Genomic DNA, 26615 nt, shown 5'->3' on the forward strand with positions numbered 1-26615 from the left:
GGTAAACTAGGTATTTCGCATGGGCTTTCCAGCCTATTGTCGGCGAATTTGTGAAGGGGATGAACGTGTCTTTATTGAAGACCATCAAGAAACCAAGTGACCTGCGGGCGCTTACCCTCGAGCAGCTCGACGACTTGGCGGAGGAAATCCGCGGCTTCCTCATCGACAATGTTGCTCGTACTGGCGGCCATTTGGGTCCCAATCTCGGTGTTATCGAGCTGACCTTGGGCATCCATCGTGTCTTCGATTCCCCAACTGACTCCATCGTCTTCGATACGGGACACCAGTCGTATGTGCACAAGCTGGTTACCGGACGCCAGAATTTCGAGACCTTGCGCCAACAAGGAGGCCTGTCGGGCTACCCTGACCGCGGTGAATCAGAACACGATGTGGTTGAGTCCTCCCATGCTTCCTCCTCGCTGTCGTGGGTTGATGGAATTTCCCGCGCCAACAAGCTGATGAATAACAATGACCGCTACGCCGTAGCCCTGGTGGGCGATGGCGCCTTGACCGGCGGCATGGCCTGGGAAGCAGTCAACAACATCGCTGCCGACAAGGACCGCAAAGCAGTCATCGTGGTCAACGACAACGGCCGCTCCTACGCCCCGACCATCGGCGGCCTGGCCAACCAGCTTTCGGGACTGCGCCAGCAGCTGGACAAGTTCCGTACCCACCCGGCCTACGAGAACGCCATGGACAAGCTCAAGGTCAAGCTCAAGGGATCCGGGCCAGTAGGCGATTTCACTTACAAGTCCCTTCACGCCACCAAGAAGGGCATCAAGGACTGGTGGGCACCGCAAGGCCTGTTCGAGGACCTGGGCCTGAAGTACATCGGCCCGATCGATGGCCACAACCAGCGCGCAGTAGAAGAAGCGCTGCAGCAGGCCAAGCAGTACGCGGGCCCAGTGCTCGTGCATGCCCTGACTGAGAAGGGCCACGGCTACGCTCCGGCCCGCGCCGATGAAGCTGACCAGTTCCACGCCGTTGGCGTTATCGACCCAATCACCGGTCTGCCGGTTTCCAAGTCCAGCGCGCAGAGCTGGACCAGCGTCTTCGGCGAAGAGATCGCGGCGGTGGCCAACGAGCGCGAGGACATTGTGGCGATCACCGGTGCCATGCTGCAGCCAGTGGGCCTGAAGAAAATGTCCCAGGAACACCCTGAACGCGTCATTGACGTGGGCATCGCCGAACAGCACGCCATGACTACTGCCGCCGGCCTTGCCTTTGGCGGACTGCACCCGGTGGTCTGCGTCTACGCGACCTTCCTCAACCGTGCCTTTGACCAATTGCTGATGGACGTGGCCCTGCATAAGGCAGGTGTCACCATCGTGCTGGACCGCGCTGGAGTCACCGGCCCGGACGGCGCCAGCCACCACGGCATGTGGGATATGGCGCTGACCCAGATCGTGCCTAACCTGCATCTGGCTGCGCCGCGCGATGCCGACCGCCTGCGGGAGGAACTGCGTGAAGCCCTTGACATCAATGATGCGCCAAGTGTCGTGCGATTCTCCAAGGGCTCGGTGGGTGAACCCATCGAAGCTGTGGACCGCCTGCCAGATGGCGTGGATGTTCTGGCACGCTTGGGGGACCGTTCCGCACCGGATGTTCTCATCGTTTCCGTGGGCGCCATGAGCGAGCTTTCGCTGGATGTCGCAGAACGACTGAACAGCCAGGGCGTATCGGTGACCGTGGTGGATCCTCGTTGGGTTCTACCAATGCCAACCTCGGTGATTTCACTGGCAGCCCGTCACCGCATTGTGGTCTGCATCGAAGATGGCGTCCGAGCCGGCGGTGTGGGTTCGCGCTTGCGCACCGAAATGCGTGCAGCGGGTGTCGATACGGCTCTGAACGAAGTAGGTTTGCCTACCGAATTCTTGGCGCACGGAACTCGTGCTGAGGTCTTGGACCGCGTTGGACTGAATGCACAGCAGGTAGCCCGCGATACCCTGGCGCAGGTTCTGGGAACCAAGGTTCCATTCGCCCGGCCCCTCCCTGGACAAGACCTGCCTACCGGTCAGATTCCGAAGCTGTGAGCTCACCGTCCGGCTGCCCGGTAGACCTGCCCCGTAGCCCAGAAACTATCGCCGAGGGTTCCTTGGTGGTAGCGCGCGCCTGGAAGTATGATTCCAGCCCGCACTGGGTGGTGCCCGGATTTTATCTCGGACAGGACAAATACGGACATTGGCTTCACCAGCCGGCCGGCGCACTGGTAGCCCGTCCGGGCACCGCACACTTGGCAGCGAGTAATGCGCTCTGCCTGATTCCTCACTCGGGCCAGTGGATTGCCACCCTCTATGCGGATGCACTGGAAGATTTTGATGTCTACATCGACCTGTCCAGCAACATCGGATGGCGACGGATGAAGCGTGGCGCTTGGGAAGTCAACTCCATTGACATGGATTTGGACGTGATTCGTTCACGTAGCCAAGGCGTGTTCCTTGATGATGAAGATGAATTCGCCGAACATGAAATAGGCATGAACTATCCAGCTTCCCTAGTTCGTAGTATTGGAAGAGAAGCTGGACTGTTGCTCGGCACCGTGATCAACAACGATGCACCGTTCAATGCCGAACACCGCGCCACCTGGCAATCCAAGGCTGAGCGCCTAGCCGCACAGCTTGCCGAAGCCTCCAAAAATTTAGATAACTAAGCACACCGTAGACCCAAGGGGTAATCACATGGCGATCATTCGCACCTACCGGATGAACGAAAAGAACGAACTGGAATTCCGCGAAGCATGGTTCCAGCAGTTCGAGGACGATGAATTGGGTCAGTTCGTGATCAATCACGGCACCGTGGGACATATGTCCAAGACCAATGAAGTCCAGGACGTAAACACCGACCGCGCCGACGAATTGTTCGCTGGTTTCGCTGAAGCCTGTGCTGCCGAAGGCTATGCAGAGATCAAGGAAGAAGATCAGTCGTGGGTTATCGTGCAGTACGCGCTGAAATCCGCAAATGGCACCGAGCGCGACCAGTACCTGGACAAGAAGGCCAAGGAAGCGCTGACCGGCCACTTGGCATGGCGCGGACTTGGCACGGTGGAGTCCAGCGATTTCGGTAACCGAAAGCTGAACATCCGAGTCCTATCACCAGCTCCAAAGCTTGCAGTCGCTGCGATCAAGACGTGCATCCGCGAAGCCAAGCTGGACTTCACCAAGATGAGTATCGGTGTTGCGCCCTATGCGGAATTGAACAAGCTGAAGATGGCGCACCCGATGCCACCAAAGCCGATGTCCATCGACTGATCACGAATGATAAGCCCCATAGTTGCGACGCAGCCAATGCAGGCAGCGGACCACCCGGCCATCCGTCGGCTGTCGGAGAGTTTGGGGCGTCAGGCTGAACCTGGAAATTGGTGCGCTGGTGAATGCCAGGTAGTCGTCAAGAACCCGGCCGGAGAGCTGCTTGGCTGGGCTCGAGCCCATTGGTGGGAGCCTGCTGATCCGTTGGCGCCAGCTGGCTATTACCTTGCCGGGATCGAGGTTGCCTGCGGATACCGGCAACGGGGCGTGGCACGAAGCCTAACCGAGGCCAGGCTGTCATGGATTGCGCAGCGCGCTTCGACCGCATGGTGCGTGGTCAACGCGCAGAATACTGCGTCTTTGGCGCTTCATCGTGCCCTGGGATTCGAAGAAGTAGCCCGGGCTCCACGGTTCGGTACTGTGGTTTTTAACGGCGGCAGTGGCCTGCTGTTGTCCAAGGAAGTGGTGTCTTCGCGCGGCCCCGCGAAAGCACAGGTTTAAACGAGCAGGAAACAAGGAGAAATGATTCCACAAGAAGACCGGGACGAGACCCCCGGTGCCCAGCGTAAAGTCCCGCGGATGGGAGCAACCCGCACGCCGTTGCACCTGGTTTTCCAGGCTTGCGTCGGTGTCATCATCGGCATTGGAGTGGTGTCCCTGCTTTCTGGCCTCGCCCCAGCGCAGGTTGCCTTGACCGGAGTTGTCATTGCCATATTGGTGTGGATCGTTGAACAGGGCTTCCGCCTGCCAGAACCGAATACCAAGCAGGGAGCACGTGTCCGCATGGTACTTCGACTGATTTCCTTGATTGGTTTCACCATCGCGGTGAGCCCGCTGCTGTCCTTGATCGAGGGCTGACAGCCTGCAACCCAGGCTAGTCCCGGACGTTCACACGTCTGGGACTATTTTTTTGCGCTGACCGGTTTCCGGGCAGAATAAAAGATCGGCCAGGTTCTCCCCGTGAAGGGAGAACTTGGCCGATCCTCTAGCTGTGCCTTGGCGTCTAGTCGGTGCCTGCGTCGAATGCAGCAGACTCGATAGCGCGGTCGGTCGCCAGGTCATCGCTATCAACCTGGGTTGCGTTCACGATGTCATCAGCTCCGCCAGCTTCCAGCGAGCCGACGAGTTCAGCGGTGGTGCCGCCGACCAGGCCCATGTTGGCGTACTGCTCCAGGCGGCCGCGGGAGTCCGCGATATCCAGGTTGCGCATGGTCAGCTGGCCGATGCGGTCCACTGGGCCGAAAGCGGCGTCGCCGACGCGCTCCATCGAAAGCTTGTCCGGGTGGTAGCTCAGGTTCTCGCCCTCGGTGTTCACGATCGTGTAGTCGTCGCCACGGCGCAGGCGGATGGTGACGGTGCCGGTGATGGCCGAGCCAACCCAGCGCTGCAGCGATTCGCGCAGCATCAGGGCCTGCGGGTCCAGCCAGCGGCCTTCGTACATCAGGCGGCCCAGGCGGCGGCCTTCGTTGTGGTAGCTGGCTACGGTGTCTTCGTTGTGGATCGCGTTGACCAGGCGTTCGTAGGCGATGTACAGCAGCGCCATTGCTGGTGCTTCGTAGATGCCACGGGACTTGGCCTCGATGATGCGGTTCTCGATCTGGTCGCTCATGCCCAGACCATGGCGTCCGCCGATGATATTAGCTTCGTTGACCAGAGCCACCGGATCGGTGAAGTCCTTGCCATTGATGGCTACCGGGCGGCCAGCGACGAAGGAAACCGAGACATCTTCGGTCTTGATCTCTACGTTCGCGTCCCAGTACTTCACGCCCATGATCGGCTCAACAGACTCGATGGAGCTGTTCAGCAGTTCCAGGGTCTTCGCCTCGTGGGTTGCGCCCCAGATGTTGGCATCGGTTGAGTAGGCCTTTTCGGCCGAATCGCGGTAAGGGAAACCGTGCTCCTGCAGCCATTCGGACATTTCCTGGCGGCCACCAAGCTCTGCAACGAAGTTGGGGTCGAGCCATGGCTTGTAGATGCGCAGCTTAGGGTTGGCCATCAAGCCGTAGCGGTAGAAGCGCTCGATGTCGTTGCCCTTGTAGGTCGAACCGTCGCCCCAGACATCCACGCCATCTTCGCGCATTGCGCGGACCAGCAGGGTGCCGGTGACGGCGCGGCCCAGCGGGGTGGTGTTGAAGTAGGTCTTGCCGCCAGTGCGGATGTGGAAAGCGCCGCAGGCGAGTGCTGCGAAGCCTTCTTCAACCAGAGCAGGCTTGCAATCAACCAGGCGGGAGTTCTCTGCACCGTACTCCAGTGCACGGCCAGGTACAGCGTCGATATCTGGCTCGTCGTACTGGCCGAGGTCGCCAGTGTAGGTGTAAGGGATGGCGCCCTTGTCGCGCATCCAGGCTACTGCCACCGAGGTGTCGAGGCCACCGGAGAACGCGATACCTACGCGCTCGCCTACAGGGAGATTGGTAAGAACTTTAGACATGTTTCCATCCTAATGGATAAATATGCAATGCAGTGAATTGTGCTGTGAAATGTTGAGCACAACTACCTACCGGATAGCCTATGGGTATAACGTCGCTCAGTGAAGCGGATGAACAAACCAACAGATGAGGTGTCCATGGAATTCCGTCAGCTAGGCCGCAGCGGCCTGAGTGTTTCCGTCGTCGGGCTAGGCTGCAACAATCTTGGCCGCGCAGGTACTGCGACCGAATCCCAAGAAGGAACCGACGCGGTTATCCATGCGGCGCTTGATGCGGGTATTACGCTCTTCGATGTCGCGGATGTCTATGGAAAGGAACCAGGGCTTTCCGAAATCCGTCTGGGCAAAGCGCTAGGGCAAGCACGCAATGACATCGTGCTGGCCACTAAATTCGGCATGGATATGCAGGGCGCAAATGGTCCGGACTTCAATGCACGTGGTTCGCGCCGTTATATCGTCAAAGCCGTCGAAGCGTCGCTCAAGCGGCTCGGTACCGACTACATCGACCTGTATCAGTTCCATACCCCAGATGCGAACACTCCCATCGAAGAAACCTTGCGGGCCATGGATGAGCTAGTCACCAGCGGCAAGGTTCGCTACATCGGTCATTCCAACCGGGCCGGCTGGCAAATCGCCCAGGCGGAGTACGTGGCCCGTGAATTGGGAACCGAGCGATTCGTCTCGGCACAGAATCACTACAACCTGATTGACCGCCGTGCAGAACTGGAAGTGCTTCCAGCGGCTCGTGAATTCGATCTGGGCGTCTTGCCCTACTTCCCGCTGGCAAACGGCCTGCTGACCGGGAAATACTCCAAGGGGCATGCCCCAGAAGGCAGTCGCCTGACTCACGCTCGTCAGCATCTCGTGGAAACCAGCGATTTCGAGCAGTTGGATCAATTCGATGCGTTTGCCGCCGAACGGGATCTGACGCCAATCGAATTGGCGTTTTCGTGGCTGGCAGCGCAGTCGCCGGTGGCCTCAGTGATTGCCGGTGCCACCCGTCCCGAGCAGATTCGAGCCAACGCTGCAGCGGTGCGTTGGGTTCCGAGCGCTGCGGAACGGGTCCAGATGGATGAGCTCTTCCCGACCCCGCAGAAGGTTGCATTGTTCTAAACGAACCAATTAGAAAGCACGAAAGGCTGAACCCATCCGGGTTCAGCCTTTCGTGCTTTAAAAGAGCTGGGAAACTACTCTGCGGCGGTGATATAGGCGACGATGTCGTCACCTTCAATTGCCGCCGCGTAGCGTGGCAGAGCCGCGATAGCTGGACCTTCGTCCACGGTACCGTCAGCGGGTGCGAATCGTGAGCCATGGCAGGCGCAGTAGAAATCTTCCTTGCTGGACTTCGGGCTCACGGCACAACCCTGGTGGGTGCAGACGTTCGAGTAGGCCAAAACTGTCTTCTCATCCTTGCGGAAGAGCAAAACGCCTACTTCTTTTCCGGAAGGATCCTTGGCTGGAGCGAGTGCACGCGATCCGATGGCAAGGTCCTTGGCCTTCATGAGCGCCTGTCCTTCTCCGGTTGGTTCAGGGATCGGCAATGCCTCGGGGGTGTCGGCTTCAGAATGTCCATCACCGCAGGCGGTGAGCAGTGCGGCGGAACCAAGTGCTGCCGAGGCGCACATGAACGTACGACGGGCTGGTCGGGCGATGTCAGTCATGCACCCATTCTGGCAGAGATCTCTGTGCCGGCGCTAAGAGCAAAGCGTCCGCGTCAGGAGGATGCGGCATGCGGTGAGTTTGATCGGCGGGGGAGCGGTCTGCATGCGTTCGCCAGGCGGTATCGAATACTATGAATATTTATGCAGTGTTTTCGAAGTCCCGAGAGTATCCATAGCGCCGGGTGCTCCCTCGGCATGGCTCTGAATCCCGCACTTTGGAGAGGTTGGTAATCCAGGTGGGGCATTTCGGGTGGTGTAATTGGGGCATGCCCGCCCGTCTCCCAGTGGGGAATAGAACGGCCAGAACTAGATGTTTTTTATTTCGGCTTTCCGCACTTATGTGCGCACCGTTACACACATCCGCAAGGTCGTCCCGTAATTGATACAGACGATCGGCAGATTCAACATCGCGCCCCTGCCGGCTGGTCGGTGAGTGGGGTGCCCCGCTGCCTTGCGGCGGAAGATTCGAATATCTTTGCATTCATGCTAATATTTGTATAGTTAGTTGAAGCTACTAATTTCGGAGAGAGCTTTCGCTGTTTTCCTGTCCTGCGTTTTATCGCCGACTGAGTTACTCCGCGCAGTAATCGCGTGTTGAGTTCCGGGTAGCAGCCCTCCGATGGAAAACCGGCGGTATTCGCCAACGCGAGTACCGCGCCTGAACTGACCCGAAGCGCCATTGCGCGCCAATATGGATAGCCGCAAGTGCGATGCAGGCAAACCATGGGTCCGGATTCACTTTGTGAAGCCAAAAGCGCCAGGTTCTGGAGCGAATCCACGAGCTGGTGCTCCCCGTGACTAGGGATGAACGATACGAATGAGAAACGAACGAAACTTGAGTGTTGGGAAGTGGTTCATGGGCCCAGGGGCTTGTGCGCGTCAGCTGAAATTTACCCCTTGCGATGACATCTCGCAGGAAGACGTGCAGGATAAGTCGCCGGTTGAGCATTTAGCTCCCGGCGCGAATCTCATCACTGTCTATTAGAGGGAGGTGGCGCGTGAATAACGAAATAGTGCAGTTCAGCGCCCTAACTGTTGTCTTGCTATTGGTGTTCTTCTATGGAGGAACCTTCTATATTTCCACCCGAATCGGGAAGAAGAAAGAAAACGCCGACGACTACATGACGGCGGGAAATAAAATTGGATTCGGCATTTCCGCTGCAAGCATGACCGCTACCTGGATCTGGGCCTCATCGATGTATGCCTCGGCCACGTCCGGGTACACCTACGGAATCTCCGGCCCGATCCACTATGGGCTCTGGGGTGCGTTGATGATTCTGTTCATCTACCCATTCGGCAAGCGGATCCGCAAGGTCGCGCCACGCGCGCACACGCTCGCAGAGGTCATGCACGCACGCCATGGGCGCTCCAGCCAGCTGATGCTCGCCGGGTCGAATATCGTTGGTTCGGTCATCTCCTTGATGTCCAACTTCATTGCCGGTGGCGTATTGATTTCGATGCTTTCGCCCTTCAACTTCATCCAAGGCGTGCTGGCCGTTGCCGGCGGCGTTCTGCTCTACACGCTGTGGTCCGGATTCCGTGCCTCGGTATTGACCGACTTTGTCCAGGTCGTTGCCATGCTCGGCGCTGTAGCAATTATTGTCCCAGTAATCTTCTTTGCCTCAGGGTTCCCGGCCGCATTCGAAACCGGTGCGAGCAACTTGACCCCGCAGCAGTCCAATTTCTTCTCTTCTGAAGCATTCTTGGGCCAGGGCGCACCATACATTGCCGCTGTTCTGGCCTACGCAATTGGCAACCAGACCATTGCCCAGCGTCTCTTCGCAGTACGCGAGGACCTGATCAAGCCAACTTTCATCACTGCAACCATCGGCTACGGCGCGATGGTCATTGGCGTGGGCATGCTCGGCGTGCTCGCCCTGTACATTGGGTTCGAGCCATCCGGTGGCGACATGAACAACCTCATCCCTGAGATGGCAGCCAGCTACCTGCCAGGTGTACTGCTGGCGCTGTTCTTCATCATGATCATTGGTGCACTGTCGTCAACTGCTGACTCGGACTTGGCAGCTTTGTCCTCGATCATGATGGCCGACGTGTACGGACAGAACGTCGCAGGCAAGGACAAGGCTGATCCGAAGAAGATGCTTCTCATTGGCCGTGCGACCATGGTCGTTGCCACCGCGTTGGCAGTCGCTTTCGCGAGCATGCAACTGAACATCCTGGACCTGCTGGTCTTCGTAGGAGCTCTTTGGGGCGCGCTGGTCTTCCCGGTTTTGGCCAGCTTCTACTGGAAGAAGGTCACGAACAAGGCTTTCACCGTTTCAGTACTGGTTGCTCTGGCGATCTTCATCCCGGTTCGCTTCGAGCTGATCCCTATCAATGGCGTCACCGGCTTGCTGATCGAGTTGCTGTCGGTGATTGGCATTGGCGTGGTCTTGGCATTGATGAGCTTCGGGTTCTTCGGTCTGCGCGTCGCCAAAATTGTTGGGGTCGTCGCGATGCTGGCCAGCGCACCATTCGTCTTCGGATTCTTGCGCGACTACACGACCTTGAGCGCCTCGCTGGTTGCCTACTCGGTAAGTACCATCGTCTGCTACCTCATGTCATTCAGATCCAAGATGGAATTCGACTTCGATGTCATCGCAGTACGCACCGGTGACTTCGACGCAGTACCTGCAAAGACCGGGGCTGCAGAAGCCGGACACGACGCAAAGAGCCTGGGAGGCAAATAATGACGACGTTTTTCCTGAGCCTGTACGTACTGGTATGGCCAGTTATAGTGGCCGGAGTACTGTTCTTCATCAGCAGGGGATTTATCCAGGAATGGCTGGAAGCCCGTCGCAATGGTGAAGACATCATCTAAGTAACTGGGCATGCGAAGCCCAGCTCCATGGAGCGCAGGAACCCCGTACAGCAGCATTTACCAGCTGTACGGGGTTCCTGCATCTTAACGGGGCAGCAAGAAGCCGGGACCAGCTTTCCTCATGAGGGAAGCGGTCCCGGCATCTCGCATGGGTCCAGCACTCAGGGAGAAGCACCGGAACCAAGAACGGCCCGGAAGGTACTAGCCGTTGAACCTCTTCCCGTTGACACGTTCGGAGGCGCCAACCTGGTCCAGGTACGGGGTGATGCCACCGAGGTGCATTGGCCAGCCGGCACCGGTGATCATGCATAGATCGACGTCGGCTGCTTCGGCAACGACGCCCTCATCCAGCAGCAGCCCGATTTCCTCGGCCAGAGCATCTTGAACACGAGCCAGGATCTGTTCCTTGCTCGAGTGCTGATCGCCGAAGGCCATCAGCTTTTCAGCCTCGGGATTCAGCACCTGGTTGCCTGCCTCATCCTTGACCCAGAGGGCAGTGATCTTGGCATCGATCAGTTTCTGCAGATTCTCCGAGACGGCAAATCGTTCGCCGAAAGCGGCGTTCAGCGACTCGTTGACATGCTGCGCGACCGGCAGACCTACCATCGCCAACAAGGTCAACGGGCTCATTGGCAGGCCCATGGGGGTCAGTGCCGAGTCAGCTGTCTTCGCGTCGGTGCCCTCGTCGAAAGCGGCCTGGACTTCACTCATCAGGCGAAGCAGTACGCGGTTGACCACGAATGCGGCAGAATCCTTGGTTTTCACCGTGGTCTTCTTCAGCTTCTTGCCCAGCACGAATGCAGTGGACAGCGAGGAATCGTTGGTCCACTCCGTAGCAGCAATTTCCAGCAGCGGCATCACGGCTACCGGGTTGAAGAAGTGGAAACCGACCAGGCGCTCTGGATGCGACAAGTCGCGGCCCATCTCGGTGACAGAGAGCGAGGAAGTGTTGGTGGCCAGAATGCACTCGGGGGAGACCACGGCTTCAACCTCTGCGAAAACCTGCTTCTTCACATTCAGCTCTTCGAAGACGGCCTCGATGACGAAGTCGGCATCCGCGAACGCCTTCTTGGTGACCGATCCGGTAACCAGAGCCTTGGTGCGGTTGACCGCATCCTGGCTCATGCGGCCCTTGGCGTGCAGCTTGTCGATCTCGCCATGGATGTAGGCAAGGCCCTTGTCCACGCGCGATTGATCCAGATCGGTGATAACCACCGGAACGTTCAGGCGGCGGGCGAACAGCAGGGCCAGCTGGCCAGCCATCAACCCTGCGCCAACGACACCCACTTTGGTGATGGGGCGCGCGAGCTTTGGATCCGGTGCGCCGGCGGGGCGCTTGCCGCGCTTCTGGACCAGGTCCAGGAAGGCGTACACGGTGTTCTGGAACTGCGGGGTGCTCATCAGGCCAGTCAGCGCTTCGACTTCAAGGACTGCTGATTCCTGCTGCGAGATGGCCAGGCCCTTGCGGAAGACCTCAAGCACCTTGTACGGTGCCGGGGCCGCGCCGGACAGCTTCGCATCGACGAACTTTTCGGCAGCGTCGGCCGCATCCAGCCAGCGGCGAGCAACCTCGGGATCGGTTGGATCGACCGCATTGGGGCGCTTGACCTCTGTGGTTCCGGAGATGACACCGTCAGCGAAGGCAATGGAGTGCTCGATGAAGTCAGCTGGTTCGAACAGGGCGTCGGCCACCCCCATCTTGGCAGCTGCCGGACCGGAGAGGGTGCGGTTGCTGTTCAGCGGGTTCTCGATCATGACCTTCAGCGCGTTCTCGGGGCCGACTAGGCGGGGCAGGCGGTATACGCCGGCCCAACCCGGAATCAGGCCGAGGAAACCTTCTGGCAGGCCCAAAGCGCCCGCGGCGGTGCTGACCGTGCGGTAGTTGCAAGCCAGCGCGATTTCCAAGCCGCCGCCGAGCGCCAGGCCGTTGATGAAAGCGAAGGTCGGAACGCCCAAATCGGCAAGCAGCTCATAGGTGTAGTGGCCCAGCGAAGCCATGGCGGTTGCTTGATCCGGTGCGCTCAGGCGGGTGACGGCCGACAGGTCGGCACCGGCAATCAGGAAGTACGGCTTGCCGGTGATCGCCAGGGCATCGATCTCGCCATTCTTGGCGCGTTCTGCTTGGACTTCCAGCGCGGCGCGCAGTTCCAGCAGGCCATTGGGCCCGAGGGTGGTCGGCTTCTTGTGGTCCAGGCCGTTATCCAGGGTCAGCAATGCCAGTGTCTTGCCGCTTGGCAAGGCCACATCCTTCACGAAGGTGTGGGTGACGGTCTCATCGTGCATCAGCTGCGCGACAGCCTGGAAATCTTTGCTCATTGCAGTCATTGTCTCTTCCTTATGCCTTGCTGCCGAAGTCCGCGTGGTTTGGGTTCTCCCAGATCACTGTGCCGCCCATGCCCAAGCCGATGCACATGGTGGTGATGCCATAGCGCACCGAATGGTCTTCGGAGAACTGGCGGGCCAGCTGGGACATCAGGCGCACGCCGGAAGAGGCCAGCGGGTGGCCCACGGCGATGGCACCGCCGTACCGGTTCACGCGCTCATCGTCCTGGTCGATTCCGTAGTAGTCGAGGAAGGACAGCACTTGCACGGCGAAAGCCTCGTTGATTTCGAACAGGCCGATGTCGTTGATGCCAAGGCCGGCCTTGGCCAGGGCCTTTTCGGTGGCCGGCACCGGCCCGTAGCCCATCACGTCCGGGTCCACGCCGGCGAAGGCGAAGGAGACCATGCGCATCTTCGGTTCCAGGCCCAGTTCGCGCACTGCCTCGCCGCTGGCCAGCAGGGCGGCGGTGGCTCCGTCGTTCAAGCCTGCTGCGTTGCCTGCGGTCACGCGTCCGTGGGCGCGGAAGGGGGTGCGCAGTTCGGCCAGCGATTCCATGGTGGTGCCTGGCCGTGGCGGCTCGTCAACCGAGTTCACGGCCCAGCCTTCGCCCGGCCGCTTGGCTGCCACGGGGATCAGATCGGCCTGGATCTGCTGGTTCTCGTAGGCCTTGGCCAGCTTGGCCTGCGATGCGACAGCATAGCGGTCGGCGCGTTCCTTGGTGATCGCAGGGAAGCGGTCGTGCAGGTTCTCCGCGGTATTGCCCATGTTCAATGCTTGCGGGTCGACGATGCGCTCGGAGAGGAAGCGCGGGTTCGGGTCCGCTCCGGCGCCCATGGGGTGGTTGCCCATGTGCTCCACGCCGCCGGCGACCACTACATCGTAGGCGCCGAAAGCGATGCCGCCGGCGGTCGCGGTGACGGCGGTCATCGCTCCGGCGCACATGCGGTCGATGGCGAAGCCCGGAACGGACTTGGGGATACCGGAGAGCAGGCCCACGGTGCGGCCCAAGGTCAAGCCCTGGTCGCCGGACTGCGTAGTTGCGGCAATGGAGATCTCGTCGATCTTCTCGGCAGGAACTTCCGGGTTGCGTTCCAGCAGGCCGCGTACGGCTTTGACGGCAAGGTCATCGGCGCGGGTACCGTGGTAGATCCCCTTCTCGCCGGCTTTGCCAAATGGGGTGCGTACCCCGTCGATGAAGACGACATCGCGGTCGTCGAGCGAAGGGCGCGCATTGTTGCGCACGGTCGAAGCGTTGGCACTCACCGTCGGGCTCCTTGGGGTTAGTTCATGCTGCCCGTGAAGACCGGGCAGTGGCCAGCATCACTGTGACCTGAACCATACGTTACTCAGTAGTAACTTGAAGTGCAAGTGCAGCACCTCGCAAATCCGGGAACCCGCGGTGAATCCTTCTTGGAAACCGCCTAGGCCTGCTTCAACGCGATGGCCAGCTTGTCCGCAAGAAGTCCACGCTGCCACTGGCGGGCACCGAGATTTTCCAGCATGTCCGCTACGCTTGCCTCGCTGATGCGAGCCGGCGCATTCCAGCACAATTCACGCAGGTACTTCGGGGTCAAGAGATTCTCGCCGGGAATATTCCAGTGCTCGCTCACCTCATTGACGACCAGCTTGGCCGCGTCCAGCCGGTTCGCCGCGGCCGGGTTCTTTTCGGCCCATGAGCGGGGGTGCGGCAAGTCCGGCTTGGGGGCGCGCAGGTCGGGCAGGTCCCTGGTGCTATTGCCGCGCTTGATCGCGTCGACCCAGCGTGCGGCATCGCGTTTGGCATTGCGCGTGTGGAACCCGGGGATCTGCAAGAGCGCTGGAACGCTGGTGGCGCGCTGATCCACGGCGGCCATGATGGCGCGGTCGGGAATGAGCCGACCCGGGGCAACGTCGCGGCTCTGCGCCAGGGCTTCGCGGGAAAGCCACAGTTCGCGAGCTACCGCCAGATTGCGTCGGCTCTTGAGCTTATGGATGCCGGACAATTTGCGCCACGGCACCTGTGCCGGGGAAGGGTCAGGCAGATTGCGTTCGTACTCGAATTCCTGGAAGGCGAAATCCAGCTTGCCCTGCTCTTCCAGCACCGCGGTGATGGCCTGGCGCAGCTCTTCGAGAACTTCCACATCCAGTGCGGCGTAGTTCAGCCATGATTCAGGCAACGGGCGGGTGGACCAGTCCACTGCCGAATGTTCTTTCGCCAACTGCAGCTCGAGCAATTCGCCCACCATGGTACCCAGCGAGACGCGGGGGAATCCCGCAAGACGGCCAGCCATCTCGGTATCGAACAGCGAGGTAGGGGACATGCCCAATTCGTGCAGGCACGGCAAATCCTGGGTGGCCGCATGCAGGATCCAGGGCTGCTCGTTGACGAACTCGCGCAGCGGGGACAGATCGTCCAGGGTTTCAGGGTCGATCAGCCAAGTACCCGCACCTTCTCGGCGAATCTGCAGCAAGAAGGCGCGCTGGCCGTAGCGGAACCCGCTGGCTCTTTCGGTATCCACGGCCAGATCGCCGATGCCGGCTTCCAGCGCCCGCACTGCACGGCGCAAGGCAGGTGCGGTGTCGATGACTTCGGGGATCCCGTCGCGTGGCGCACTTAGTGGCGTCAGAACGGGTGCGGCGGCCTCGTTGGCAGTGGTGGATGATGCGGGAGCGGAAGAGTCAGAATTCGGCATGGTGCTTCCATTCTAGGACTATTCGGCTCCATCGCATTGATAATCGCTAGCTCAGGCGGCGATGAGGCAGCTGCTGCACGCCTTCGGGCAGGGGAGGCAGGCCGGCGAAAGTGCAAACCATATCGGCCCACGCGCTCAGATGCGTTCCCAGATGGTCAGAGTCCGGGGACCAGGAAGCACGCAGCTCGATATCGATATGGTCTTGTTCCCCGGCGAGATTGCCGAAGGATTCGGAAATTACCCGAGTCGCAGTACCGCCAGCGGAATGGTATGCGGCGTCGCGATCGCGCAGGGCTTCTTCGAGCCATGACCACGCGACGGAAGCCAGCATGGAATCCTGGCCCATTTCATGATCCAGACGGGCCCGAATGTAGGTGACGATGCGGAACTGGCCATTCCACAGTTCTTGGCCTGCGGGGTCGAAGAGGAGGATGAAGCGTCCGGTGGCCAGCTGCTCGGATGGTTGGAGGAACGGGGTGCGGCCAATCTCCTGGCCCTGGGGGCCGTGTCCGGGAGCAACCACATCCATCACGTCGCCGCTGAGTGCCAGCGCGAACGGCGCCAGCCTGCCAGGGGCCGGAATTTCGGTGAATTTCAGTTCCTTGCGCACCTTGGCATGCGACAACTCTTCAAGGGCCGTGGCAAAGGCCTTCGGAATGGCGGAAGCAGGGCGATCATTGGTCACAATTTGAGTCTAAGCGCGCCGTGCCCGAGCATGGGTACGGCGCGCCGACCGCGGGTTCATGCTAAGCGGCGGCGTAGGCGCCGAGCAGCTCGTGCAGCTTGGCAATGAACGCTGCAACATCTTCCTCGGTGGTGTCGAACGAGCACATCCAGCGCACTTGGCCGGCCGCGCGATCCCAGTCGTAGAAGCGGAAGTGCTCGCGCAGCTGGTCGCTGACCTCGGTAGGCAGCTGGGCGAAGACGCCGTTGGCCTGAGTCGGGTAGACCAGCTGGACTCCGTCAATTTCCTCAACTGCCTGCGAGAGCTTGGCGGCCATGGCGTTGGAGTGGCTTGCCAATTCGCGCCACAGATCGGTGCCGTAGAGCTCGATCAGCTGTGCGGAGATGAAGCGCATTTTCGAACCCAGCTGCATGTTCATCTTGCGCAGGTACTTCAGGTCCTGGGCCAGTTCGCTGCGCAGGGTCAAAATGCCCTCACCGAGCAGGATGCCGTTCTTGGTACCGCCGAGGGAAACAATGTCCACGCCGACGTCAGTGGTCAGCGCGCGCAACGGCACGCCCAGGGAGGCCGCGGCGTTGGACAGGCGCGAGCCATCCAGATGCACTTTCATGCCCAGCTTGTGCGCGTGGTCGGTGATGGCCTTGATTTCCCCAGGGGTGTACAGGGTGCCCAGCTCGGTGGCCTGGGTGATCGACACGGCCAGCGGCTGCGCGCGGTGCTCGTCGCCCCAGCCCCATGCTTCCTGGTCGATCAGCTCTGGAGTCAGTTTGCCGTCGGGAGTGTCAACCTGCAGCAGCTTGAAGCCGCCGATGCGCTCCGGCGCACCGTTCTCATCCACGTTGATATGTGCAGAAGATGCGCAGATGACAGCGCCCCAGCGTGGAAGCAAGGACTGCAAGGCGATGACGTTGGCGCCGGTGCCGTTGAAAACCGGGAAGATCTGGGCTTTCGAGCCAAAGGCATTGCGGGCGACGTTGCCTAGTTCCTCGGTGTACTGGTCCTCACCGTAGGAGATCTGGTGGCCGCCGTTGGCGCGGGCAATCGCATCCATGATGCGCGGGTGCACGCCAGAATAATTATCCGAAGCGAATCCGCGAATCGAAGCGTCGTGGGTAAAAGTCATGCTGTGGAGGTCCTTAGTAGTTCAAGGGGTGAAGTCGAAAGCTATGCCAGTGCAGCGCCCAGAGGTGTGCACCGACCAGTAATCAGGCCTTGGGCAATGCAACCCGGGTGCCGTTGAGCTCGCGGGCATCCTGGCCAAGCAAAGCCACTGCGGCCTGGGCAAGAAACTGCACCGGGGTCTGCCCGGAAGGCGTTTCTTCGGGAGACTTGTCGCTCAATGCCTTGACGACCCAACTCACCGCGGCGGCATTTTCTGCCTGCTTGGCGAACAGGCGGGCGATGGCATTGACCCAGTGTTCCGCTGCGGCCTTGACCGCACCGTAGTTGGCATTGGACGGGGTCGGATTCAGCACTGCCTCGGCACTGACTATCGCCAAGCGGCCTGCGGGGGAGGCGACCAGATCATCGACGAAGGCGCGGGAGGTGTTGCGCAGGGTGGTCAGCACGCTGCTGTGCAAGAAATCCCAGTCCTCGTCGGTTTGGCCGGTGATCGACTTACCGCCACGCCAGCCACCTACCAGGTGGATCAGCGCATCGATGCTGCCGTGCTCTTCATGAATCCGCAGCGCCAATTGCTTGACCGCTGCGAAGTCGCCCAGATCGCATTCATAGCGGGCATGAACGAACGGGAGGCGTTCGTCAAGGCGCTCTTGGTTGCTTCCCACTGCAAGCACGCGCGCTCCGGCATCAACCAGCGCGGTGGCGCTGGCAATGCCGGAGGCGGAAGTAGCACCGGCAAGGAGCACTAGCCTGGATGTCTCGTTCAAGGAGATTCTTTCTTTGCTCACATTTTCTAGCCTAGAGGAAAGGCTAGATTTTCGTTGCCCCGGTCATGCCCTTGGTCGATTCGATGACGGTGGCCATTTTCTTATTCAGAGCTTCGTAGAACATCGACAGCGGGAATTCATCGTCCATGACCTGGTCGGTGATTTCACGTAGTGGTGCGGTCAGCGGCAGGGCATCCGGACCCTTGGCCCAGACCGACGCGGGGTTCGGGGTGACGGTGGCCGAAACCAGTTCGTAGGCAGCAAGCCAGTGAGCCAGCTTCGGACGGTCGATGGACTTCCAATACAGTTCGTCGATCGCATCCCCCAAGGCTGCAACCACCTCGGGTACCTGATCCCAATCGATGCTCAACTTGGTGTCGGTCCAGTGCAGTACATGGTGCTGGTGCATCCATGCGAACAGCAACTGGCCACCGAGACCGTCGTAGTTGCGTACGCGCGAGCCGGTGATGGCGAAGCGGAAGATGCGGTCGAAGATCACCGCGTATTGCACCAGCTTGGCCATCTTGGCGCTCTTCTGATCCGAAGCCGGGTTGGCGGCGATCTTCATGCATTCGCGGAACGCGGTCAAATCGCAACGCAGTTCTTCGAGCGAGTAAAGGAAGAACGGCATGCGCTGCTTGATCATGAACGGGTCGAATGGCAGATCGCCACGCATGTGGGTGCGGTCGTGAATCAGGTCCCACATGATGAAGGTTTCTTCGGTCAGGTGCTGGTCCTTGAGCAGCTCTGCGGCGTCATCGGGCAGTTCGAGGTTGGTGATGCGTGTAGCTTCCTGCAGGACCTTGCGGAAGCGTACAGCCTCACGATCCTGGAAGATCGCGCCCCAAGTGAATGACGGAGTCTGCCGAATGGCGACCGACTCCGGGAAGAGCACCGCGGAATTGGTGTTGTAGCCTTCGGTGAAGTCGATGAAGCGCAGCGGCACGAACAGGGCGTTGGCGTAGTCCTTGCTCTCCAGATCGGCAATGAACTCAGGCCACATGACCTGCACCAGCACGGCTTCGAGGTGGCGGTTGGTTGAACCGTTCTGGGTGTACATCGGGAAAAGCACCAGATGCAGCAGGCCGTCAATGCGCTGGGCCTGGGGCTGGAACTGCATCAGCGAATCGAGGAAGTCGGGAACGCCGAAGCCTGCATCTGCCCACTGGCGCAGGTCCGTGACCACCTGTTCGAGGTACTCTGCGTCGTGCTCGAAGTGCACGCGCAAGGACTGCACCGACTCGATGATGGAATCAACGAGCTTGGCAGCCTGTGGTGCAGATGCGCTGTCGGCCAAGGAACCGTCCTGTCCCTGGAGGCCCTGGAACTCGGTGGCGGCAGACTTCAGCGTCAGCCAAGCTTCCGAGTTTGCGATCTGCAGTACTTCTGCGTCGGTGGCCGGTACTGGCTTGGAGGAAATCTGAGTCATTTCATACACCTTCTTTTCATGTTTGGGGCAGCGCTCAAGTGCTTACCTTGAACGCTACGCTCAAACAACAGAAAAGGTGATGCTAAGTCATCAGTGAATAAGCAACTCTTGCTCTAAAAGTGATCCATGCCTTGCCACCGACAAAGGCATTAGCCCTGAGCAGGACGCAGGGTCAAGCTCAAAGAGTTCATGCAGTAACGCAGATCGGTTGGGGTTTGGAAACCTTCACCCTCGAAAACGTGGCCCATATGCGAATCGCAATTGGCGCAACGCACCTCAACACGCTTCATGCCCATGGACTCGTCGCTGATATAGCGCACCCGATCTTCGGCCAACGGCGCGAAGAAGGAAGGCCAGCCGCAACCGGCATCGAACTTCGTAGTGCTGGCGAACAGTTCCGAACCGCAGGCTCGGCAGGAGTACACGCCCTCGGTAGTGGTATCCCAGTATTCGCCGGTAAATGGACGCTCGGTCCCTGCTTGGCGCAATACGCGGAATTCCTCGGAAGAGAGGATCTGCTGCCACTGCACATCGCTGCGCGCGGTTGCTTCGTCTGCTGGCTGTGCTGATTGGTTTACCGATTCATCATTCATGCAATATAAAACGCTTGAGCAGGCTAGATGATTCCCGGGCCAGGTCATGGAAAGATGAAAACATGGCTCGGAACATCGTAGATACCATGCAACCCCGCAGCGCAGTGCCTGCAACCCTGATTGGGGTTGGGCTGGGACTGGGCGCTGGTTCCCTGGTGGCCGCCAGCGTATCAGCGCTCGCCGGTTACTTCGCCCGACGTGTAGTGACCCCGGAAGAACGCCGCACCGGCAACAGCATCATCCGGGAGGTCGTCACCGATGCCGAGGGCAAACTCTGGTTGCATTTCAACAAGGACGCCGATACCAGCGAACCTGGTCCGTGCAGCTTCCTCACCGAATTCGGCTCCTGCGCGCTGCGGCTTTCCGCGCCGGAAGCCGTTCCGGGCAAATCCCGCCTGGTGGCGCGCAAAATCGAGAAGATCTATCACGGCACCCTCCAGGGAGTACGCCGCGGCAACCTATCCGGGGCAATTTACGAGCACCCCGCGGACCTGGGCTTTGACGCAGAAGACGTAGTCGTGCCCCTGGATGGCGGCGACGGTCCAGCCTGGCTGGTGCGTGGCTCCACGAACGAAGATGTCTGGGTGATTGGCGTGCACGGCCGAGGCGCCCGACGTAATGAGACCATTCGGGCGCTGCCTGCCTTGAGCGAACTCGGGGTTACGACCTTGCTGATGAGCTACCGCAATGACGGTTTGGCTCCGAGCGCCCCGGATGGCCGCTACGGTCTGGGCGATACCGAATGGCATGACGTGGAATCGGGTATCCAATTCGCACTGGACCGCGGAGCGAAGCAGATCATCTTGCTGGGCTGGTCCATGGGAGGTGCCATCAGCCTGCAGGCCGCCGATCGGAGCAAGCTGGCCCACCATATTGACTCGCTCATGCTGGTCGGCCCGGTAATCAATTGGGTAGATGTGCTTTCGCACCAGGCCCGGGCCAATAAGATCCCGCAATCGGTGGGCCTGTTCGGCCAGTGGCTGCTGTCCAATAAGGCAGGGCGCTGGGTCACCGGCCAAGCGGCCCCGGTCAATCTGCGCCGGTTGAATTGGGTGGACCGCGCGGACGAATTGAAATTCCCGACGCTGATAATGCACAGCCGTGATGACGAGTTCGTCCCTAATGGCCCGAGCTTGAAACTGGCGGCGCTGCGCCCGGATTTGGTCACGCTCAAGACCTTTGCCAAGGCAGGGCACACGCGTGAGCCGAATGTGGATCCACAGGGTTTTGCCCGGGCGATCACCGACTTCTTGAGCAAGCGCATGCCGCTGCCTCAAGTCCAATAGCCCAAGGCGGCAAAGGGCCCTGCCCGCGAGAACGATCAACAGATCTCGATCCCGCAGGCAGGGCCCTTTTTTGGCCAATCGCTGTCTAGCCGGAGGCGATCGGCGCCCAAATGGCTCCGGTCGCCTTCGCGGCATCTCGCGGAGCGATCTCCAGGCTGAAACCGCGGCGCCCGCCAGAAATGAATACCGTCTCGAACTGCTGCGCACTGGAGTCAATGACGGTAGCGGTTTTCTGGCGCTGCCCGAACGGGGAAATCCCGCCCAGGACATAGCCGCTGCGTCGCTGGGCGGCAGCCTTGTCAGCCATCTGCGCCTTCTTCTTGCCCAACGCGGTGCCAATCGCCTTCAGATCCAGCTTCGCATTCACTGGCACCACTGCGACGGCCAGATCCTGGGCGGCGTTGGCCCCGGTGGAGACCATCAGGGTCTTGAAGACCCGGTCGCCACTGGCACCCAATTGCTCGGCTGCTTCGGCGCCGTAGCTTTCGGCCAAGTCGCTATGCGCATAGCTGTGCGCTACATAGCTGATACCTGCCGCATCCAGCGCGGCGGTCGCCGGGGTGGAGGCGGCCTGCTTCTTCTTGCCCACGTGCTTGGGGATCCTTAACTACTGCTTATTGGCTTCTAGCTGCGTTCGAGGCAAAACCTACGCAGGCAGCTGCTCTGAGATCTGGCGCTTAATGCGGCCGAGCATGGCGGTCATGCCGCGCATGCGCAACGGCGACAGCGCACGGGTCAGACCCAGCTGCTGGGGCATGTCATCGGGAACGGCGAGAATCGCTGCGGCCTCCGCGCCGTCCAGGCCGGCAGCCAGCACCGAGGCGAAGCCGCGGGTGGTTGGAGCCTCCGGGGGAGCGGAGAAGAACAGTCCCACCGGGTTATTCGCTTCGGCCGAGACCTCGACGGCCAAGAACAGCGGCGACTGGCATTCGACAACCTGCTCGAATAGTTCAGGATGATCAGCCAGGCGTGCTGGAAGCTCGGGCAGCTCGCGCGAGTACTCCAGCAGCAGTTCCAAGCGGTCGGCCTCGGGCACCTCGGTGAACTCCTCGACGATTTCGTTCAGTGCATCGGGGAGCTGGCTCATGCGCGGGCTCCGCGCTGTGCAGGCATCTCGCCGGCGGCTTCGCCGCGAACGATGGGCACGCCAACCGCGTTGCCCCACTCGGTCCATGAACCGTCGTAGTTGCGCACGGTTTCGAAGCCCAGCAGGTGCTTGAGCACGAACCAGGTATGGCTCGAACGTTCACCGATGCGGCAGTAGGCCACCACATCGTCGCCCGGCTTCAGGCCGGCGCCGTCGAGGTAGATGGCTTCCAATTCTCCGCGCGAGCGGAAGGTGCCGTCCTCGGCCGCAGCCTTGGCCCATGGCACCGATGCGGCGGTTGGGATGTGCCCGCCGCGCAGGGCGCCTTCTTCCGGGTAATTCGGCATGTGGGTACGTTCGCCGGTGTATTCCTCGGCCGAACGCACGTCGATCAGCGGGTTGCCCAGGTGCTTCAGGACCTCCGGAAGGAAAGCGCGGATCTCGGAGTCGACGCGCTCGATTACCGGGTATTCGGTGGCGGTCACGGCCGGCTTCTCGGTGCTCAGCTCGCGGCCTTCAGCGATCCACTTGTCGCGGCCGCCGTCCATCAGGCGGACATCTTCGTGGCCGAAAAGTGTGAAGACCCACAGCGCGTAGGCGGCCCACCAGTTGGACTTGTCCCCGTAGATGACCACGGTCGACTCGCGGGTGATGCCCTTGGCGGCCATCAGCTGTGCGAAGCCTTCGCCGTCGACGTAGTCGCGCGTGACTTCGTCATTCAGCTCCGTGTGCCAGTCAATCTTCAGCGCGCCTGGCACGTGGCCAGTGGAATACAGCAAGATGTCCTCATCCGATTCCAGTACTACGAGATTCTCGGCTCCGAGGTTGTCTGCCACCCACTGGGTGGAAACCAGTCGTTCTGGGTGAGCATAGGCAGCATATTTCTCGTTGGATTCGACGGACAACGACATTCCTAATCACGATCCTTGCGGGTGTCAGTTTTTGCCACGCTGGAAACAGCGGGCACGGGCATTACTTCTAGCCTAGTCCTCATCCATTGCGAACCCAGTGTGCTCTACGACATTTTCGGCAATGATTCGCCGCGTTCAAGGTAAACTGGCCGATGGGAAAGCCACGGCTTCCCGACCATTTCCTGAGCAATCAACTGAAGGACTCCCACAGCCAATGGCGACGATCACCCACCTGAGCGAGACCAAGCCGAATCTTTCAATCGAAGAACTGCTGGCCGGATTCCACCCGTCCTACCGCTTTGGTGAAGTGTCCTTCAATACCTATCGCCCGGATCCTAACCAGCCTTCGCAGACCGAAGCCGTCAATAAGCTCAAGGCTTTCGCAGAAACCGTGGGCAAGAACAACTCCGGTTCGTTCTTCTCCAAGCTTTTCGGCAAGAAGAAGGAAACCAAGAACGGCATCTACCTCGATGGCGGCTTCGGCGTGGGCAAGACCCACCTGCTCGCCTCCCTGTGGCATGCAGCCCCGGGCCGCAAGGCCTTCGGCACCTTCGTTGAGTACACCAACCTGGTTGGCGCGCTGTCCTTCCGCCAGACCGTTGAAGTGCTCAGCCAATACTCGCTGGTCTGCATCGACGAGTTCGAACTGGATGATCCTGGGGACACCGTGCTGATGTCCCGGTTGATGCGCGAGCTGTCCGATGCTGGCGTGAAGCTGGCTGCAACCTCCAACACCCTGCCTGGTGCGCTGGGCGAGGGGCGCTTCGCGGCAGTGGATTTCCAGCGTGAAATCAAGACCCTGTCAGAGCAGTTCGACGTGCACCGCGTCGAAGGCGAAGACTTCCGCCACCGTGGCCTGCCCGATGCCCCCGAGCCCTTGGACGATGCGAGCATCGAGGCATTCGCCCTGGATCGCTACCCGGACAAGACCTTGGCCGATGACAACTTCGACGATCTGGTGGCTCAGCTTTCGAAGGTTCACCCGTCGCGTTACCGCCAGTTGCTTTCCGAGACTGATGTGCTGGTTCTGCACAACGTGGATACCATCACCGATCAGGCCATCGCCCTGCGTTTCGTGGTTCTTGCTGACCGCCTGTACGACAAGGACGTGCCAATCGTTGCCTCAGGCAAGCCATTCAGCGAACTGTTCACCCCGGAAATGATGTCCGGCGGCTACCAGAAAAAGTACTTCCGCGCCGTCTCGCGCCTGACCGCTTTGGCTCGTGAAGGCCAAGTTGGAGAACCAGCGCTCTAAGCCGGAAACACCGGTCCCGCCACTTCATCGTCGAGCCCTGCGCTCGACGATGAAGTGCGTTAAGAGCCCTGCCACCAAGGCCCAGAAGGCACCGCCGATCCCGAAGAGCGTGAGATTGCCGGCAGCGACCAGGACCGTGGCCAATGCGCTCAACCGCCAGGAGGAATCGGCCATCGCTCCGAGCAGCGCATTGGCGAGTGTTGCCAGCAACGCCAAGCCCGCCGCCGCCTGGAACAGCCCCTCGGGCGAGGCGCTGGCCACCGATACGATCAGCGCGCTCAAGGCACCGAAGACCAAGTAGAAGACGCCTGAACTCGCCGCCGCCCGCCAACGCAGCCGGGGGTCCGGGCCGGCCTGCTCTCCGGCAGCCAGCGCCGCGGTGATTGCCGCCAGGTTGATGGCATGCCCGCCGAAGAACGCGCCGCTAGCCGACCCCACTCCGGTCGCCAGCATGGTGGGGCGCCACGGCGCTGTGTACCCGAAGGAGCTGAGCACGGCCACGCCCGGAATATTCTGCGATGCCATCGTCACCACGAACAACGGAACGCTGATGCTGGCAATGGCCTGCCAGGAGAATTCAGGACCGACCCACTGCAGCTGCGGAAGAACTTCGAGTGAATCCCACGTCGCGGTGCGTCCAATATGCCATAGGCCGAACCCCACCGCCGCCAGCATGCTCAGCGCTACAGCGAATTTCGGAAGGATCCTGAGCCCGATGAAGAACACCAGGAGGATACCCAACGCGGGCAACGGGATGCTGGCCACGGCTGTAAATGGTTTCAGGCACAGCGGGATCAAGACACCGGCGAGCATGCCTTGGGCAATTGGGACCGGAATACGAGTGAGCAGCCGGTGCAAGGACGGTACCAGACCGGTCAACATGATCAGTGCGCCGCTGACGATGAATGCCCCCACTGCCTGATTGAACCCGAACACTCCGGGAGCCAGTGAGGCGAGCATCGCGGCACCGGGAGTGGACCATGCAATGCTGATCGGCTGGCGGTATCGCAGCGAAAGCGCAATGGTGCTCAGGCCTACGCAGAGGGACAGGACGAATAAGCCTGAGGCGGCCTGTTCGCTAGAAGCTCCGACTTGGAATAATCCGGCCAGTACGACAGCGAAGGATGCTACGAACCCCACCATGGTGGTGATCAATCCCGCAAGCACGGAATGGAAAAGGCCAGCTCCATCCGGGGGCGTGTGACGAGTCATACTCTTTTTCTACAGGGTGGCGCCGGTTGGCCGAAAATCGGCATGAATTAATTCCCCTGATATGACGTTAAAGCAGGGAAGGCACCGACCTCGGTCGGTACCTTCCCAGGATGCTCGGGCAAGCCGAGGGGAGTGCGTCGAGGAATTAGGCCTCGTTATTCTCGCCTTCGCCTCCGCCAAGGCCATTGAGGTAGTCGCCAGCGCCCTGCTGGACACCGTCTACCTGCTCGGCGAACTTGCCGCCGGTCTTGTCATCGACAAAATCACCAGCCTGTTCGATACCCTGGGATACCTGCTCCGGGTTCTCCTTGGCGAATTCCTCTGCCTTGCCACGCAGATCATCAAATCCTGCCATGCTGCACCTCCATTCGTCTGTGGGAACCCCTGTAGCTCCACAACTACTACCCACCCTAAAGGCTCAGGCCAACGCATGGAAGTGCATTAGGGACATTTCCCCAGTTGCCTAGGTGTTTTGCTGGTGGCTGTCAGATTGCACACAGGTTAGCTATTTACTAGTCAGGGAAGTGGTGGCCGCCTGGAACGATGGTTAAAGCAAAGATGGGAATCACGAAAAGTGATTCCCATCTTTATTTGGAGCGGTCAACGAGGTTCGAACTCGCGACCTCAACCTTGGCAAGGTTGCGCTCTACCAGCTGAGCTATGACCGCAAAACTATATTCAATTATTTGGAGCGGTCAACGAGGTTCGAACTCGCGACCTCAACCTTGGCAAGGTTGCGCTCTACCAGCTGAGCTATGACCGCATATATTTAATTAGTAGATCCATGGTCTGGTGAACCATGATTCCGTGCGCGATACTGGGATCGAACCAGTGACCTCTTCCGTGTCAGGGAAGCGCGCTACCGCTGCGCCAATCGCGCCGAAGATTCGCAAGGAATCTCGACAGAATTCAAAATTGCCTTATGAATTCACAGAGCGGTCAACGAGGTTCGAACTCGCGACCTCAACCTTGGCAAGGTTGCGCTCTACCAGCTGAGCTATGACCGCATATATTTAGTTATTAGATCCATGGTCTGGTGAACCATGATTCCGTGCGCGATACTGGGATCGAACCAGTGACCTCTTCCGTGTCAGGGAAGCGCGCTACCGCTGCGCCAA

25 protein-coding genes and 4 tRNA genes are annotated in these 26615 nt (G+C 60.1%); 10 read left to right on the plus strand and 19 right to left on the minus strand.

Features of this window, described 5'->3' with window-relative positions; all coding sequences use genetic code 11:
- Window positions 1-65: 65 nt before the first annotated feature.
- The 5 genes from dxs to ACIOJF_RS02990 all read left to right on the plus strand — a co-directional run bounded on the left by dxs (window position 66) and on the right by ACIOJF_RS02990 (window position 4103).
- Window positions 66-2033, plus strand: a complete 1968-nt coding sequence (gene dxs / locus ACIOJF_RS02970; RefSeq protein WP_402741171.1) for a 1-deoxy-D-xylulose-5-phosphate synthase — start codon at window positions 66-68, stop codon at window positions 2031-2033.
- Between the two features lie 65 nt (window positions 2034-2098).
- Window positions 2099-2650, plus strand: a complete 552-nt coding sequence (locus ACIOJF_RS02975; protein ID WP_286134572.1) for a DUF402 domain-containing protein — start codon at window positions 2099-2101, stop codon at window positions 2648-2650.
- Window positions 2651-2678: 28 nt separating this feature from the next.
- Window positions 2679-3248, plus strand: a complete 570-nt coding sequence (locus ACIOJF_RS02980; RefSeq protein WP_133834259.1) for a hypothetical protein — start codon at window positions 2679-2681, stop codon at window positions 3246-3248.
- A gap of 6 nt (window positions 3249-3254) precedes the next feature.
- The gene (locus ACIOJF_RS02985; protein ID WP_402741172.1) at window positions 3255-3746 is read left to right on the plus strand and encodes a GNAT family N-acetyltransferase; all 492 of its coding nucleotides are present in this window, start codon (window positions 3255-3257) and stop codon (window positions 3744-3746) included.
- 21 nt (window positions 3747-3767) lie between these two features.
- Window positions 3768-4103 (plus strand): hypothetical protein, encoded by a 336-nt coding sequence (locus ACIOJF_RS02990; RefSeq protein WP_105656743.1) that lies wholly within the window; start codon window positions 3768-3770, stop codon window positions 4101-4103.
- A gap of 145 nt (window positions 4104-4248) precedes the next feature.
- Here ACIOJF_RS02990 and argG read toward each other — a convergent pair whose 3' ends face one another.
- A complete protein-coding gene (argG, locus tag ACIOJF_RS02995) occupies window positions 4249-5676 on the minus strand; it encodes an argininosuccinate synthase (protein WP_402741173.1) in 1428 nt (475 codons plus the stop codon).
- A 135-nt stretch (window positions 5677-5811) separates the two neighbouring features.
- Here argG and ACIOJF_RS03000 point away from each other — a divergent pair, with 135 nt between their 5' ends.
- Window positions 5812-6786, plus strand: coding sequence for an aldo/keto reductase (locus ACIOJF_RS03000; protein ID WP_133834303.1), 975 nt, complete (start codon window positions 5812-5814; stop codon window positions 6784-6786).
- 74 nt (window positions 6787-6860) lie between these two features.
- Here the strand turns inward: ACIOJF_RS03000 and ACIOJF_RS03005 are convergent, their stop codons facing one another.
- Window positions 6861-7334, minus strand: coding sequence for a Rieske (2Fe-2S) protein (locus ACIOJF_RS03005; RefSeq protein WP_133834257.1), 474 nt, complete (start codon window positions 7332-7334; stop codon window positions 6861-6863).
- Between the two features lie 998 nt (window positions 7335-8332).
- On the opposite strand from ACIOJF_RS03005, the gene ACIOJF_RS03010 reads away from it, so the two are divergent.
- The gene (locus ACIOJF_RS03010) at window positions 8333-10024 is read left to right on the plus strand and encodes a sodium:solute symporter family protein (protein WP_402696006.1); all 1692 of its coding nucleotides are present in this window, start codon (window positions 8333-8335) and stop codon (window positions 10022-10024) included.
- Complete coding sequence (locus tag ACIOJF_RS03015; protein WP_219844114.1) at window positions 10024-10155, plus strand: putative transporter small subunit; 132 nt, start codon at window positions 10024-10026, stop codon at window positions 10153-10155. The genes ACIOJF_RS03010 and ACIOJF_RS03015 overlap by 1 nt, the downstream gene beginning before the upstream one ends.
- Before the next feature lie 201 nt (window positions 10156-10356).
- Here the strand turns inward: ACIOJF_RS03015 and ACIOJF_RS03020 are convergent, their stop codons facing one another.
- The 8 genes from ACIOJF_RS03020 to msrB all read right to left on the minus strand — a co-directional run bounded on the left by ACIOJF_RS03020 (window position 10357) and on the right by msrB (window position 19746).
- Complete coding sequence (locus ACIOJF_RS03020) at window positions 10357-12480, minus strand: 3-hydroxyacyl-CoA dehydrogenase NAD-binding domain-containing protein (RefSeq protein WP_402741174.1); 2124 nt, start codon at window positions 12478-12480, stop codon at window positions 10357-10359.
- A 10-nt stretch (window positions 12481-12490) separates the two neighbouring features.
- Window positions 12491-13741 carry an acetyl-CoA C-acyltransferase gene (locus ACIOJF_RS03025; RefSeq protein ID WP_181148799.1) on the minus strand — a complete coding sequence of 417 codons (1251 nt, stop codon included), beginning with the start codon at window positions 13739-13741 and terminating at the stop codon, window positions 12491-12493.
- A gap of 158 nt (window positions 13742-13899) precedes the next feature.
- Window positions 13900-15150, minus strand: a complete 1251-nt coding sequence (locus ACIOJF_RS03030) for an HRDC domain-containing protein (RefSeq protein ID WP_105656737.1) — start codon at window positions 15148-15150, stop codon at window positions 13900-13902.
- 46 nt (window positions 15151-15196) lie between these two features.
- A complete protein-coding gene (locus ACIOJF_RS03035; protein WP_388022390.1) occupies window positions 15197-15835 on the minus strand; it encodes a DUF3000 domain-containing protein in 639 nt (212 codons plus the stop codon).
- Between the two features lie 61 nt (window positions 15836-15896).
- Window positions 15897-16958: a threonine aldolase family protein gene (locus ACIOJF_RS03040; protein WP_402741175.1), complete on the minus strand. Its 1062-nt coding sequence runs from the start codon at window positions 16956-16958 to the stop codon at window positions 15897-15899.
- Window positions 16959-17040: 82 nt separating this feature from the next.
- Complete coding sequence (locus ACIOJF_RS03045; RefSeq protein WP_286134570.1) at window positions 17041-17745, minus strand: SDR family oxidoreductase; 705 nt, start codon at window positions 17743-17745, stop codon at window positions 17041-17043.
- Between the two features lie 22 nt (window positions 17746-17767).
- Window positions 17768-19153 carry a DUF6421 family protein gene (locus ACIOJF_RS03050; RefSeq protein ID WP_105656733.1) on the minus strand — a complete coding sequence of 462 codons (1386 nt, stop codon included), beginning with the start codon at window positions 19151-19153 and terminating at the stop codon, window positions 17768-17770.
- Between the two features lie 149 nt (window positions 19154-19302).
- Window positions 19303-19746: a peptide-methionine (R)-S-oxide reductase MsrB gene (gene msrB / locus ACIOJF_RS03055; protein ID WP_105656732.1), complete on the minus strand. Its 444-nt coding sequence runs from the start codon at window positions 19744-19746 to the stop codon at window positions 19303-19305.
- Between the two features lie 62 nt (window positions 19747-19808).
- On the opposite strand from msrB, the gene ACIOJF_RS03060 reads away from it, so the two are divergent.
- On the plus strand, window positions 19809-21032 hold the full coding sequence (locus tag ACIOJF_RS03060) for an alpha/beta hydrolase family protein (RefSeq protein ID WP_402741176.1): 1224 nt from the start codon (window positions 19809-19811) through the stop codon (window positions 21030-21032).
- A gap of 85 nt (window positions 21033-21117) precedes the next feature.
- On the opposite strand, the gene ybaK is transcribed toward ACIOJF_RS03060, so the two are convergent.
- Genes ybaK through ACIOJF_RS03075 form a run of 3 tightly spaced genes read right to left on the minus strand, consistent with a single transcriptional unit; the run spans window position 21118 to window position 23030 of the window.
- Complete coding sequence (gene ybaK / locus ACIOJF_RS03065) at window positions 21118-21621, minus strand: Cys-tRNA(Pro) deacylase (protein WP_105656730.1); 504 nt, start codon at window positions 21619-21621, stop codon at window positions 21118-21120.
- A gap of 57 nt (window positions 21622-21678) precedes the next feature.
- Window positions 21679-22119 carry a SufE family protein gene (locus ACIOJF_RS03070; protein WP_105656729.1) on the minus strand — a complete coding sequence of 147 codons (441 nt, stop codon included), beginning with the start codon at window positions 22117-22119 and terminating at the stop codon, window positions 21679-21681.
- Window positions 22116-23030: a sulfurtransferase gene (locus ACIOJF_RS03075; RefSeq protein ID WP_105656728.1), complete on the minus strand. Its 915-nt coding sequence runs from the start codon at window positions 23028-23030 to the stop codon at window positions 22116-22118. The genes ACIOJF_RS03070 and ACIOJF_RS03075 overlap by 4 nt, the downstream gene beginning before the upstream one ends.
- 214 nt (window positions 23031-23244) lie before the next feature.
- Between ACIOJF_RS03075 and zapE the strand changes: the two genes are divergently transcribed.
- Complete coding sequence (gene zapE, locus ACIOJF_RS03080) at window positions 23245-24285, plus strand: cell division protein ZapE (protein ID WP_402741177.1); 1041 nt, start codon at window positions 23245-23247, stop codon at window positions 24283-24285.
- Window positions 24286-24309: 24 nt separating this feature from the next.
- On the opposite strand, the gene ACIOJF_RS03085 is transcribed toward zapE, so the two are convergent.
- The 6 genes from ACIOJF_RS03085 to ACIOJF_RS03110 form a co-directional block, all read right to left on the minus strand.
- Window positions 24310-25497 carry a benzoate/H(+) symporter BenE family transporter gene (locus ACIOJF_RS03085; RefSeq protein ID WP_402741178.1) on the minus strand — a complete coding sequence of 396 codons (1188 nt, stop codon included), beginning with the start codon at window positions 25495-25497 and terminating at the stop codon, window positions 24310-24312.
- Window positions 25498-25642: 145 nt separating this feature from the next.
- Complete coding sequence (locus tag ACIOJF_RS03090; RefSeq protein WP_133834248.1) at window positions 25643-25852, minus strand: antitoxin; 210 nt, start codon at window positions 25850-25852, stop codon at window positions 25643-25645.
- A gap of 237 nt (window positions 25853-26089) precedes the next feature.
- Window positions 26090-26165: transfer RNA gene (locus ACIOJF_RS03095), tRNA-Gly, on the minus strand.
- Between the two features lie 19 nt (window positions 26166-26184).
- Window positions 26185-26260 (minus strand) — tRNA-Gly (locus ACIOJF_RS03100).
- Window positions 26261-26305: 45 nt separating this feature from the next.
- Window positions 26306-26377, minus strand: a tRNA-Val gene (locus ACIOJF_RS03105).
- Between the two features lie 54 nt (window positions 26378-26431).
- Window positions 26432-26504: transfer RNA gene (locus tag ACIOJF_RS03110), tRNA-Gly, on the minus strand.
- Between the last annotated feature and the right edge of the window lie 111 nt (window positions 26505-26615).

The organism is Glutamicibacter sp. NPDC087831, assembly GCF_044742845.1.
GTDB lineage: Bacteria > Actinomycetota > Actinomycetes > Actinomycetales > Micrococcaceae > Glutamicibacter.

Excerpts from the sequence above, each read along its gene's own strand:
- ACIOJF_RS02980 (WP_133834259.1), top strand. The coding sequence starts at position 2,679 with ATGGCGATCATTCGCACCTACCGGATGAACGAAAAGAACGAACTGGAA.
- ACIOJF_RS02985 (WP_402741172.1), top strand. The coding sequence starts at position 3,255 with ATGATAAGCCCCATAGTTGCGACGCAGCCAATGCAGGCAGCGGACCAC.
- ACIOJF_RS02990 (WP_105656743.1), top strand. The coding sequence starts at position 3,768 with ATGATTCCACAAGAAGACCGGGACGAGACCCCCGGTGCCCAGCGTAAA.
- argG (WP_402741173.1), bottom strand. The coding sequence starts at position 5,676 with ATGTCTAAAGTTCTTACCAATCTCCCTGTAGGCGAGCGCGTAGGTATC.
- ACIOJF_RS03000 (WP_133834303.1), top strand. The coding sequence starts at position 5,812 with ATGGAATTCCGTCAGCTAGGCCGCAGCGGCCTGAGTGTTTCCGTCGTC.
- ACIOJF_RS03005 (WP_133834257.1), bottom strand. The coding sequence starts at position 7,334 with ATGACTGACATCGCCCGACCAGCCCGTCGTACGTTCATGTGCGCCTCG.
- ACIOJF_RS03015 (WP_219844114.1), top strand. The coding sequence starts at position 10,024 with ATGACGACGTTTTTCCTGAGCCTGTACGTACTGGTATGGCCAGTTATA.
- ACIOJF_RS03020 (WP_402741174.1), bottom strand. The coding sequence starts at position 12,480 with ATGACTGCAATGAGCAAAGATTTCCAGGCTGTCGCGCAGCTGATGCAC.
- ACIOJF_RS03030 (WP_105656737.1), bottom strand. The coding sequence starts at position 15,150 with ATGCCGAATTCTGACTCTTCCGCTCCCGCATCATCCACCACTGCCAAC.
- ACIOJF_RS03040 (WP_402741175.1), bottom strand. The coding sequence starts at position 16,958 with ATGACTTTTACCCACGACGCTTCGATTCGCGGATTCGCTTCGGATAAT.
- ACIOJF_RS03050 (WP_105656733.1), bottom strand. The coding sequence starts at position 19,153 with ATGACTCAGATTTCCTCCAAGCCAGTACCGGCCACCGACGCAGAAGTA.
- msrB (WP_105656732.1), bottom strand. The coding sequence starts at position 19,746 with ATGAATGATGAATCGGTAAACCAATCAGCACAGCCAGCAGACGAAGCA.
- ACIOJF_RS03060 (WP_402741176.1), top strand. The coding sequence starts at position 19,809 with ATGGCTCGGAACATCGTAGATACCATGCAACCCCGCAGCGCAGTGCCT.
- ACIOJF_RS03070 (WP_105656729.1), bottom strand. The coding sequence starts at position 22,119 with ATGAGCCAGCTCCCCGATGCACTGAACGAAATCGTCGAGGAGTTCACC.
- ACIOJF_RS03075 (WP_105656728.1), bottom strand. The coding sequence starts at position 23,030 with ATGTCGTTGTCCGTCGAATCCAACGAGAAATATGCTGCCTATGCTCAC.
- zapE (WP_402741177.1), top strand. The coding sequence starts at position 23,245 with ATGGCGACGATCACCCACCTGAGCGAGACCAAGCCGAATCTTTCAATC.
- ACIOJF_RS03085 (WP_402741178.1), bottom strand. The coding sequence starts at position 25,497 with ATGACTCGTCACACGCCCCCGGATGGAGCTGGCCTTTTCCATTCCGTG.
- ACIOJF_RS03090 (WP_133834248.1), bottom strand. The coding sequence starts at position 25,852 with ATGGCAGGATTTGATGATCTGCGTGGCAAGGCAGAGGAATTCGCCAAG.